Annotated in this window: 8 protein-coding genes; all 8 read left to right on the top strand. The window is 44.6% G+C overall.

Features of this window, described 5'->3' with window-relative positions; all coding sequences use genetic code 11:
* The first annotated feature begins 211 nt into the window (after nt 1-211).
* A complete protein-coding gene (locus tag V6668_RS25765; protein WP_036606891.1) occupies nt 212-1,195 on the top strand; it encodes an ABC transporter permease in 984 nt (327 codons plus the stop codon).
* 15 nt (nt 1,196-1,210) lie between these two features.
* Nucleotides 1,211-2,113 carry a carbohydrate ABC transporter permease gene (locus tag V6668_RS25760; RefSeq protein ID WP_036606894.1) on the top strand — a complete coding sequence of 301 codons (903 nt, stop codon included), beginning with the start codon at nt 1,211-1,213 and terminating at the stop codon, nt 2,111-2,113.
* Between the two features lie 187 nt (nt 2,114-2,300).
* Nucleotides 2,301-3,989, top strand: a complete 1,689-nt coding sequence (locus V6668_RS25755) for an ABC transporter substrate-binding protein (protein ID WP_036606896.1) — start codon at nt 2,301-2,303, stop codon at nt 3,987-3,989.
* Between the two features lie 375 nt (nt 3,990-4,364).
* Nucleotides 4,365-6,068, top strand: a complete 1,704-nt coding sequence (locus V6668_RS25750) for an ABC transporter substrate-binding protein (RefSeq protein WP_036606898.1) — start codon at nt 4,365-4,367, stop codon at nt 6,066-6,068.
* Between the two features lie 320 nt (nt 6,069-6,388).
* Complete coding sequence (locus V6668_RS25745; protein ID WP_370511447.1) at nt 6,389-8,086, top strand: ABC transporter substrate-binding protein; 1,698 nt, start codon at nt 6,389-6,391, stop codon at nt 8,084-8,086.
* A 189-nt stretch (nt 8,087-8,275) separates the two neighbouring features.
* Complete coding sequence (locus V6668_RS25740) at nt 8,276-10,657, top strand: glycoside hydrolase family 95 protein (RefSeq protein ID WP_036606900.1); 2,382 nt, start codon at nt 8,276-8,278, stop codon at nt 10,655-10,657.
* Nucleotides 10,658-10,673: 16 nt separating this feature from the next.
* Complete coding sequence (locus tag V6668_RS25735) at nt 10,674-12,035, top strand: GH1 family beta-glucosidase (protein ID WP_036606902.1); 1,362 nt, start codon at nt 10,674-10,676, stop codon at nt 12,033-12,035.
* Between the two features lie 361 nt (nt 12,036-12,396).
* The gene (locus V6668_RS25730; RefSeq protein ID WP_036606904.1) at nt 12,397-12,660 is read left to right on the top strand and encodes a hypothetical protein; all 264 of its coding nucleotides are present in this window, start codon (nt 12,397-12,399) and stop codon (nt 12,658-12,660) included.
* The last annotated feature ends 207 nt before the right edge of the window (nt 12,661-12,867 follow it).

Genomic DNA, 12,867 nt, shown 5'->3' with positions numbered 1-12,867 from the left:
TTTCGATATTTACCACTTCCAATAGTATTTTACCTTAATATTACTTTTATATCATTTAAAAGTATAATTTATCACTGATTTTAACGAATTAATGTCTGATTATATATGTCTATATCTAATTTTTATATGATTTTCTCTAAAATCCAGATGGTATTTTGAAAACGCTCTATCGAGTATGATTATTTTATAAAACAGAGGAGGGGGAACGGAGATGGAAACGCTAACAAAAAAATCCGCTTCCGCGAACAGAAGCAGTGACCCCAAACCGCCTTTAAAGAATCGGCGGAACGGAATTTGGGACAGAATGAAACAGCAGAAATATCTCTATCTCATGTCATTGCCATTCGTAGCTTGGGTTTTCGTATTTAACTATCTGCCACTATGGGGATGGACGATGGCTTTCCAAAATTATAAACCTGCCAGATCATTTGGTGATCAAGAGTGGGTTGGTTTTAAACACTTTGTAGAGCTGTTCAGTGATGATCGTTTCTATCTGGTACTTCGTAATACGCTTGCAATGAGCTTGATGGGACTAGTTGTCGGTTTTATCGTACCGATATTCTTCGCTATTCTCCTGAATGAAATGAGAGGCATGTTCTTCAAACGTGCCGTGCAAACGGTATCATATCTGCCTCACTTTGTATCCTGGGTTGTTGTAGCCGGGATCATTACGAAGATGCTCTCCACCGATGGAGGGATTATCAATGATCTATTGGTAGGACTGAACATTATCGATCAGCCAATCCAATTCATGGCCAAGGGGAACTTGTTCTGGTACATTGTAACCGCTTCAGATATGTGGAAGGAAACCGGTTGGAATGCCATCATCTATCTGGCGGCGATTACAGGTATCGACAATGAGTTGTATGAAGCTTCCCGTGTAGATGGAGCCAACCGCTGGAGACAGATGTGGCATATTACGCTGCCTGGCATACGGACCACGATTTCTGTACTTTTCATCATGTCGATTGGACATCTTATCAGTATCGGTTTCGAGAAGCAGTTCTTGCTTGGCAACAGTCTGGTCACAGACTACTCGGAAGTACTTGATCTATACGCGCTCAATTATGGTTTGAATATGGGACGATTCTCGTATGGTACAGCCATAGGTATATTCAACTCCGTTGTCAGTATCATCCTTCTGTTTACTGCGAACGGCTTGTTCAAAAAATTCACAAAAGAAAGCATCATGTAGGGAGGGGACGACATTATGGCGAACAAAGCATTCAATGCTACTCGGGGCGATAAACTGTTCGATATATTCAACATCCTCGCGATGACCATGGTGCTGGTTGTAACACTTTATCCATTCCTTAACGTACTAGCCATCTCACTCAATAACTCGACAGATACAGTACGTGGCGGAATTTACTTGTGGCCTCGCGAATTCACATTACAGAACTACAAAACGATTTTCCAATATGATGGATTGTTACAAGGTTTGCAGATCTCCATTCTGCGTACACTTGTAGGTACCGTGCTCGGATTGATCAGTTCATCCATGATCGCCTTTACACTGAGCAGACCTGATTTTGGACTTAGAAAATTTGTTTCCACAACGCTCGCGCTCACGATGTATTTCTCCGGTGGTCTGATTCCGGTGTACATTCTGATGCGTGACTTGAACCTGATCGGTACATTCTGGGTATATGTATTGCCTGGCATGATCAGTGCATTTAACGTGTTCATTATCCGTTCATTCATTGATGGCCTGCCATACTCATTGCAGGAATCCGCGAAGCTGGACGGAGCGAATGACTTTACAATCTATTACAGAATCATCTTGCCACTGTGTAAACCAGTGCTTGCTACCATCGCATTGTTCCTGGCTGTAGGTCAATGGAATGCGTGGTTCGATACGTACCTGTATAATGGTTCAAAGGCACATTTGACCACGCTCCAATATGAGCTGATGAAAGTATTGCAAAGTACACAGCAGGGCTCAGGTGCTGGACGAAATGCCAATGATATGGCGCAGCAAATGACACAGATTTCACCGGAATCGATCAAAATGGCGATTACGATCGTTGTAACGGTTCCAATCCTCATTGTATATCCATTCCTTCAGAAGTACTTTGTTGGTGGTATGACACTGGGCGCAGTAAAAGGTTAAACAATTGGGTACAGGCTGCCACATAGAGCGGCCGTACATCTACAAATGAAGCATCAGGATACCCGAAGCGCAGCCATGTGGTCTGCGCTTCACCGTATAGGGCTGCGGTGTGGTATTCATGAAGCTATAGACAGGGACAAAAAAGTCCCGGATAAGACAGACATATGAAACAGGGAGGATTACCATTATGGCAAGTTCCAAAATGAAGATTGCACTGGCACCAGTGCTTGCAATGTCTTTACTCGCAGGTTGCGGTGGAGGAAGCGGCAGTGATACGTCGTTCAAGGATACAAGCGCAGAGACAACTCCACTTACTTTTGATTTCTTCAGCGTTGACCCCAGTCCGAACTGGAATGGCATGAAGGATGAAGTAGGTAAAGTCCTTACGGAAAAAACAGGGATAACCCTTAACGGTGAATTTGCCGTTAGTGGTGGTCAAGATAAAATATCCTTAATGGCGGCGAGCGGAGACTATCCGGATATTGTCTCCCCCAAAGGAGAACTCAGCAAACTGGTGGATGCCGGAGCAATGCTCGATCTGACAGATCTGATCGACCAATATGCTCCCAATCTGAAGAAGCTGTATGGTAATTACATGGACCGGTTGAAATACAGTAATGAAGATCAGGCTATTTATGTGCTGCCAACGTATTATGCGGTAGACCAAAAGTACTTTGATGCAGGTGGTGGATTTGGCATTCAGCACCGTGTACTGAAAGAACTCGGATACCCGGAAGTACGTACACTTCAGGATTACGAGAATGTATTGAAGGCGTACAAAGAGAAACACCCAACGATTGATGGTCAGCCAACGATCCCGTTAACACTGGACGCGGATGATTGGAGAATCATGATTACTGTAACGAACCCTGCCTTCCAGGCAACAGGAGCTCCGGATGATGGTGAATACTATATCGATCCAGAGACGTATGAAGCAAGTCTGCATTACAAACGTCCAGAGGAAAAAGAGTACTTCCGCTGGTTGAACCATATGTACAACACTGGATTGCTGGATCAGGACAGCTTTATCCAGAAAACAGACCAATACAAATCCAAAATTGCAAGTGGACGTGTTCTGGGTGTCATTGACCAGGATTGGGGTTATTCCGATGCAGAAAATGCATTGAAATCCGCTGGTAAGACTGAAGCAACGTATTCACACTTCCCGGTAACCCTGTCCGAGGATATCAAGGATCATGCCTACCAAGACCCTGGTTTTGTATCCGGTTGGGGTGTAGGGATTACAACATCGAATCCTGACCCGGTTCGTACGATCAAATTTTTCGATTACCTGGCTTCTGAAGAAGGGCAAGTGCTGATGAACTGGGGAATTGAGGGCAAACAGTATGAAGTGAAGGACGGCAAACGTGTCATTCCTGCCGACATTCTGGATCAGAAAACCAATAATGCAGCTGTATTCCAGAAAGAAACGGGTATCGGTCTGTACACCAATATGTCTGGTCACTATGGAGACGGTGTGAAGGATTCAACGGATAACTACTACACTACGAATTTCCCTGAACAGATCGTGGCAGCATATTCCGATGCAGAGAAAGAAACACTCAAAGCTTACGGTGCTACGACGTGGAAAGATCTGTTCCCGAGTGAAGATGAGTTCCCAATCAAACCATGGGGAGCAGCATACAATCTGCCAACACCAGGTGATTCCAACTACAACGTCATCTTCAAGAAAACACAGGATATCATTCGGAAACGTATCCCGGAAGCCATTCTGAGTACTCCTGAACAGTTCGATGCGATCTATGACGGCATGATTGCAGAAGTGAACCAAGCAGGAGCAGAGGATATGGAGAAACAATATACAGAACTCGTTCAAAACCGTGTTCAATTGTGGAGCGGTGAAGAGGCTAAATAAACGATTAGCAATTCAGATCTAAAACGAAAAAGAACCCAGAATATTTGGGTTCTTTTTTTATCTAAAACGTTTTCTAAAAAACGTTTTCAATTTTATAAATTCACTATTGACAAGGGATATAGGAGCGATTATTATTCAATTATGAAAGCACTTACATTTGCTTGTACAACACGTGGCATACACCTGAATCTCAAAGTAAACATTTGCAGAATGAAGAGGAAATAAGGCAAGAAGAACATTTTTTTATTTTTAAGAAAACGCTTCTAATGTTATAAAAACAAGAAAATTACATTTGTTTCATCTGGTTACGGTATTTGCAGGTCAACCTGTTATACAAATATACAGCTTCATTAATATCCATAAGGGGGATTACACATGAAGGGCAAAACACCAAAAACATTCGCAATGCTTCTGTTAGCCAGTGCTCTTGCAATTACAGCAGGATGCAGCGGCAGTGGAGGAGGAACTAACGCTTCAGAGAAACCGGTTGATTCCGGAGATACAACCAGTCCAGTGACCTTTACATTCTTTGGTGCAGACGCGAGTCCGAACTGGAATAACATGAAGGATGCTGTCGGTCAAGAAATTACTAAGGCAACGGGAGTTACAATTGAAGCTGAGTATGATGTGAATAATGGCGGTGACCAAAAGATTCCTTTGATGGCTGCCAGTGGTGATTACCCTGATATTATCTATCCTAAAGGCAACTTGTCTAAGCTTGTGGATGCAGGCGCGATGCTGGACCTGACCGATCTAATTGAGGAGCATGCTCCCAACTTGAAAAAAATCTATGGTGATCAGATGAACCGTCTGAAATACAGTTTGGAAGATCAAGCCATTTACACGATCCCGACGAATATGGGTGTAGATAACGTTGAGTTTGACGCTAGGGGCGGATTCGAAATTCAACAAAGAGTATTGAAAGAGCTTGGCTACCCTGAAGTAAAAACGCTTGAGGACTACGAGAACGTACTGAGAACGTATTATGAAAAACATCCAACGATTGATGGTCAACCGACGATTCCGTTAACATTGAATGCAGATGACTGGAAAATTATGATTACGGTAACGAACCCTGCATTCCAAGCTACGGGTGGACCGGATGATGGTGAGTATTATATTAATCCTGAGACCTATGAAGCCGTTCTACACTACAAACGCCCTGAAGAAAAGGAATATTTCCGTTGGTTGAACAAAATGTACAATGAGGGTCTGCTTGACAAAGATACATTTGTTCAAAAGGATGACCAATACAAATCCAAAATTGCCAGTGGCCGTGTACTTGGTCTAATTGACCAAGAGTGGAACTATGGTGAGGCGGAGAATGCTTTGAAATCATCTAACGGTGGAGACAAAACATATGCCCACTTCTCCGTATCCCTGAACAAGGATATTGTGGATCATACGTTCCAACCGACAGGATTTGACGGTTATGGTATCGGAATCACAACTTCGGCCAAAGATCCGGTACGTATTATCAAATTCATGGATTGGCTTGCTTCCGATGAAGGTCAGGTCCTGAGAAACTGGGGCGTTGAAGGCCAACATTACCAAGTCGAGAATGGGAAACGCATCATTCCGGCTGACGTACAGGATCGCAAAACCAATGATAACTCTGCTTTTACCAAAGAATCAGGCGTAGGCATGTATAACATATTTAGCGCCAGATACGGTGATGGTGTGAAAGATGCCACGGATAACTACTATACAACGAACTTCCCTGAACAGATTCAAGCTGGTTACACTGCCGCTGAGAAGGAAACGTTGAAAGCCTATGGTATTACAACATGGAAAGATTTCTATCCTTCCGACGATGATCTGAAGCTGAAAGATTGGGGTGCAGCATACAACATGCCTGTACCATCTGACACGGATTACAACGTAACGTTCCAGAAAACACAGGATATTGTACGTAAACGTATTCCAGAAGCGATCCTTGCCAAACCTGAGAACTTCGACAGCGTATATGATAGTCTTCTGGCTGAACTCGATAAAGCGGGTGCAGTGGAGATGGAGAAACAATACACGGTTTGGATCAAAGAACGTGTAGCTCTTTGGACTGGAAAAGATGTGAAATAAGCTTGAAAACCAAGCATTAAAGTTAAGGATTTTCATAGCAAAAAAAGCCCTTGAGAAAGGGCTTTTTTTATTGTTGACGTGAGGAGATGGATAGCCTATAATCTATCATGTAAGCACTTTCAGTAAGCGGTTTATTCCATTTACGAAAACGTTTTACGTCCGTTAGAAGAAGAATCTTTCTTTTGGCAGAATCGAAACGTCAGCTTCAGTAAATACGTCGGAATGAACGATACCGAAAGCGCATTCAAAAAAGTGGTATCCTCAGGCATAAAGCCTGTTATACAGATAAAACCTTCATAAATAATAGGGGGAACTAGACAATGAGAGGCAAAATGAAAGGCAATACACCCAAGACGTTTGCAATGTTGATGCTCGCAAGTGCAATGTTGGTTACAGCTGGTTGTGGGAATTCGGGAACCAAAGAGACTTCGGAGTCCAGCGGAACCGAACCGATCACAGTTACATTCTTCGGGGCGGATGCTAGTCCGACCTGGAACAAGATGCAAGATGCTGTTGGTAAAAAGATTACGGAGCAAACAGGCGTTACCATTGAAGCAGAGTATGATGTAAACGATGGTGGTAACCAGAAGATTGCACTAATGGCTGCCAGTGGTGACTTTCCTGATATGATCTACCCTAAAGGTAACTTATCTAAGCTTGTGGATGCAGGCGCGATGCTGGATCTCACGGATCTGATTGAGGAGCATGCTCCCAATCTGAAAAAAATCTATGGAGAACAGATGAACCGTTTGAAATACAGTTTGGAAGATCAAGCGATCTATACCATTCCAACCAATATGGGTGTTGATAATGTTACGTTTGACGCTACAGGTGGATTTGAAATTCAGCAAAGAGTATTGAAAGAGCTTGGATACCCTGAAGTGAAGACACTTGAGGATTACGAGAATGTACTTAGAGCCTATTATGAAAAACATCCAACCATTGATGGTCAACCAACCATTCCATTAACATTGAATGCAGATGATTGGAAAATCATGATCACGGTAACGAACCCGGCTTTCCAGGCAACAGGTGCACCGGATGATGGTGAATATTACATTGACCCTGAAACGTATGAAGCCAAATTGCACTACAAACGTCCAGAGGAAAGAGAATATTTCCGCTGGTTGAATAAAATGTACAATGAAGGCCTACTGGACAAAGATGCCTTTGTTCAAAAGGATGACCAATACAAGTCCAAAATTGCCAGTGGCCGTGTCCTCGGTCTGATTGACCAAGAGTGGAACTATCAAGAAGCGGAGAACGCGCTTAAATCATCAGGTAAGGATGATGCCACATACGCTCACTTCTCTGTATCACTTAACGATGAGATTGTGGATCATACGTTCCAACCAGCCGGATTTGACGGTTATGGCATCGGGATTACAACTTCGGCCAAAGATCCAGTGCGTATCATCAAATTCATGGATTGGCTTGCTTCCGATGAAGGACAAGTTCTGAGAAACTGGGGTATCGAAGGTGAACATTACAACGTAGAAGATGGTAAACGAGTGATTCCAGAAGACGTTCAAGACCGCAAAACGAATGACAACTCCAATTTCAGTAAGGAAACAGGAATTGGGATGTATAACATATTTAGCGCAAGATACGGTGATGGTGTAAAAGATTCTACGGATAACTACTACACAACAAACTTCCCTGAGCAGATTGTAGCTGGTTACACGGCTGCAGAGAAAGAAACGCTGAAAGCTTATGGTATCACGACTTGGAAAGAGTTCTATCCGGCTGAAGAAGATCTGCCAGTTAAGGATTGGGGCGCAGCGTATAACATGTCCGTACCTTCCGGTACAGACTATGAGGTAACGTTCCAGAAAACGCAGGATATCATCCGTAAACGGATTCCGGAAGCTGTTCTGACTACACCAGCCAACTTTGATGCAACCTATGATGCTTTACTGGCTGATTTGGACAAAGCGGGTGCAGTTGAAATGGAGAAACAATTTACGGTTTGGGTTAAGGAACGTGTCTCTCTGTGGACAGGAAAAGACGTAAAATAATATGGATTGTCTGTGATCCATGGTTACACAAGGAAGGGGCCCTATATGGGGCCTTTTTTTGTGGAATGATGTGATGATTTGCATTGACGCAAATTTTGAAATCACATATAATTTTATTATTGTAAGCACTTACCGAAAACGTTTTACGTCATGAGGAATATACAGCTGATTCAGGAACAGGAGCTAATCATGTCCCAACACAATAAACAAACTAAAATCAATCGTCTTTGGTATCAACAACCGGCAAAACGCTGGGAAGAAGCATTGCCCATCGGAAACGGCCGTCTTGGAGGCATGGTGTACGGTGGCGCAGCAGATGAACGAATTCAGCTCAATGAAGATACATTATGGTCAGGGTTTCCACGGGATACGATTCAATACAGCAGTCAGCGGTATTTGAAGCAGACGCGAGAGTTGATCATGTCTGGGCAGTATGGTGAAGCTGAGGATTTGTTGAACCGTGAAATGCTTGGTCGTGATGTAGAGGCCTACCAGCCGATGGGTCATTTTTTATTGCACCATGAGGGTCTGGATGATCCTTCATATGATGCATTTGAACGGGAGCTTGATCTGGAATCGGGTATTGCAACCACAACCTACTCATTGGAAGGAACTCAATACGTACGTGAAGTGTATTCCAGTGCTTCGGATGATCTAATGGTCTGCACATTAACTGCTGATCAGAAGGACGCTGTGAGTGTAAGTATTACGCTAGACAGTCTCCATCCTTATCGCGTTGAGACTTCGGGAGATGCTCTAACCATGTTTAGTCGGTGCCCAAGTCATGTGGAGTCCAATTACTTCAGGGATCACCCGGAATCCGTCCTCTATGAAGAGGATCGGGGGACGGCTTATGCTGTCCGTGTAGCGTTTACGGCATCTGGTGATCAGGTGAAGGTCTCCAATCTGGAAGGCAAGTTACATATTCAGGGTGCTGATCAGGTTGTGTTTTATCTGGCAGCAGCTACGTCCTTTGAAAGTTATGATGTTTTGCCTGTGAAGGACCATCTTGTATTGGAAGAGGAATGCAAGGAGATGATCTCCAAAGCGACCACACATGGCGCGGAAGCGCTTGGTGACCGACATATTCAGGATCATAGCGCGTTGTTTAACAGAGTCTCTATTGATTTAGGGGTATCGGCTAACGCCGAATTATCTACAGATGAGCGGCTGCAGGCTTATCAGACAGGGCAACAAGACCCTGGACTGGAGGCACTTTATTTTCAATATGGAAGATATCTGTTAATGGCTAGTTCGCGTCCGGGCAGCCAGCCTGCCAACCTGCAGGGAATCTGGAACCATCAGGTAGAGCCGCCATGGCATAGTGATTACACAATCAATATCAACACGGAGATGAATTACTGGCCGGCAGAAGTCTGCAATCTTAGTGAGTGTCATGAGCCGCTGTTTGATATGCTGACCGATCTCAGTGATACAGGACGAAGAACGGCGCGGATTCTGTATGGAGCCCGTGGATGGACTGCCCATCATAACGTGGATATCTGGAGAACCTCTACACCGACAGGCGGAGATGCAAGCTGGGCTTTTTGGCCGATGGGTGGTGTGTGGCTGACCTCGCATCTATGGGAGCATTACCAATTTACCGGGGATCAGCGTTTTCTTGAGGAACGTGCGTATCCCATCATGAAAGAGGCGGCGCTGTTCTGTCTCGATTGGCTGGTGGAAGGGCCCGATGGTTATCTGGTTACGATTCCATCCACTTCACCAGAGAACAAGTTTCTCACAGATGCTGGGGAGGCACGCAGTATATCCATGGCTTCAACGATGGATATGACGTTAATTCGTGAACTGTTCAGCCGCTGTATTGAGGCCTCGAAGCAACTAAATATAGATGAGTCGTTGGCAAGCGAGTGGAGTGAGGCTCTGGAGAAACTCTATCCATTCCGAATTGGAATCGAAGGACAATTGCTGGAGTGGTTTAAGGATTTTGCCGAATCCGAGCCAGGGCATCGTCACGTCTCCCATCTGTATGGACTGTATCCGGGAGAGCAGATCAATCGAGTACACACACCGGAATTGGTAGAAGCAGCACGGGTATCACTTGAACGTCGTATCTCACAAGGTGGCGGGCATACAGGATGGAGCTGTGCATGGTTGATCAATCTGTATGCACGACTACTGGATAGCAGCCAGGCACATCAGTTTGTGCGCACGTTGCTGGCCCGGTCCACACATCCGAATCTGTTTGATGACCATCCGCCGTTCCAGATCGATGGTAACTTTGGAGGCACGGCTGGCATGGCCGAGATGTTGTTGCAGAGCCACTTGAACGAGTTACATTTACTTCCGGCATTGCCTGACCTCTGGACTCAAGGTCGTGTTGAAGGGCTTCGTGCAAGAGGTGGTTATACGGTAGCAATAACGTGGACGGACAACAAGCTTGTGTCAGCGGTTATTAAGGCAGATCGAAATGAGTCGTTGACCCTTCGCAGTGCTTATCCGCTGCGAGTGGAAGGACATGAACAAGCCAAGGCAGAGCTTACGCCTCAGGGCGATTATGTAATTATTTTAACCATGACCGCAGGACAGACGATCCGCGTGTCATCATGAGACGGAGGAGTAAACCATGACGATTTTTAAATTTCCGCAAGATTTTCGCTGGGGTACAGCAACAGCTTCCTATCAAATAGAAGGAGCGGCACAGGAAGGTGGACGCGGGGTATCCATCTGGGATACGTTTGCGCGCACACCTGGCAAGGTATATAACGGAGACAATGGGGATGTCGCATGTGACAGTTACCACCGTTACGAGGAAGACATCGAACTGATGAAGAAACTCGGGATTAATACGTACCGGTTCTCCATTGCGTGGCCGCGCATTATTCCTGACGGAGATGGAGAGATCAATCGGGAAGGACTGGACTTCTACCACCGCTTCGTGGATGCATTGATCGAGGCTGGAATTGAACCGTTCCTCACACTGTATCACTGGGATCTTCCGCAAACGCTGGAGGATGACGGGGGCTGGGGTAACCGCAGAACTGTGGATGCTTTTGTGAAATATGCCGAAGTGATCTTCAAAGAATTCTCTGGCAAAATCAACTTCTGGCTGACATTCAACGAACCATGGTGTATCGCGTTCCTGTCGAACCTTCTCGGGATTCATGCGCCAGGAAACAAAGACCTGCAAACTTCAATCAATGTTGCTCATGGATTGCTGGTTGCTCATGGTAAAGCTGTTCAATCTTTCCGTCGCTTGGGAACAACCGGTCAGATTGGTATTGCTCCGAACGTGTGCTGGGCTGAGCCGTACAGCAAATCCCCCGAGGACCAAGCTGCGTGTGACCGATCAATTGCGCTTAATACCGATTGGTTCCTTGATCCAATCTACAAAGGTTCATATCCGCAGTTTATGGTGGATTGGTTCGCAGAAGCGGGGGCTACTGTGCCAATTCAGGAAGGCGATATGGAGATTATCTCGCAACCAATCGATCTGCTCGGCATTAACTATTACACGATGGGCATCAATCGCTTCAATCCGGAGGCAGGTGCTCTGCAATCGGAAGAAGTTGATATGGGCCTCACCAAAACTGATATTGGCTGGCCTGTGGAATCACGTGGTTTGTATGAATTTATGCATTACTTGCAAAAGTACGGCAATGTGGATGTATATATCACAGAGAATGGTGCCTGCATCAATGATGACCTGGAGAACGGGAAGATTAACGATGATCGCCGGATTTCATATTATGAGCAGCATTTGGCCCAAATTCACCGCATCATTAATGACGGGATTAACCTGAAAGGGTACATGGCATGGTCACTGATGGATAATTTCGAGTGGGCAGAAGGCTACCGAATGCGTTTTGGTCTTGTTCATATGGACTATCGTTCACTCGTGAGAACACCGAAGGAGAGTTATTACTGGTATCAGAGCGTCATCAAGAATAATTGGTTGGAGACACGGAACGAACATAATCCCCAATAGTTTGGGTGGCAGGTTTTAAGGGTAGAGCAGGTCCACATTATATATGGTTCCCTTATTAAAGCTGAGAACGACGGTAACATTGGAGTATTCCAATGTGCCGTCTTTTTTTTTTGTTTTTACCGTTGGAAATGAGTAGTTCATAAAGGTTTCATAAGGTCAAGTGCAGTTCCTGTTATGAAGAGACGTTTTTTGGGTTATAAGAAGTATGAAAGAATTTAATAATGTTTTGTCAATGGTCGAAATGAAAATAAAGTGTCCAAATTGCGAATAAAATTTGAACATTTGTTGACTAAAAATCATACTGATGTGGTATATTGGTATAAGGAAAGCACTTACAAAAAGGGAAAAGGAAGTGTTTACTATGGCATCGAAGACAGCAATGGTCAGCCAATTGGAGCGCAAAGACAAAAATATGCGGCGCGCCGTCTTGACGATGACAGTTCTGGCATGGGTCGCACTCATTACGGGAGTGATCATGTGTCTGATCAATCTGAACGAATTTAATGATCGTAATCTTGGCTTGATGGTTGGTATTGGATTCCTTGTAGGTAGTGTGTTTATTTACGTTATTGCCAAAGCGATTGGCCTTGTTCATACACGCCGGGAAGACGAAGGCGCCGATTGATTATAATCCTGCGTTAATTCGTTCATAATAAGACTGGATAAGTTCCCGGAATCCAGTCAATAAAGCCCTTTGCGGATTCGTTGACACTGTTCAACGGGACTGCAAAGGGTTTTATTTTGTGACTTGATGTGTAAAGATTACGAAGTACAAATATCAAGCATGCAAGCGATTTGTGAGAAAAAATTCACACATTTAAGGTGTAAAATC

This window comes from Paenibacillus amylolyticus (assembly GCF_036894225.1).
Lineage (GTDB): Bacteria > Bacillota > Bacilli > Paenibacillales > Paenibacillaceae > Paenibacillus > Paenibacillus amylolyticus.
This window is presented reverse-complemented; position numbering and strand designations above follow the sequence as displayed.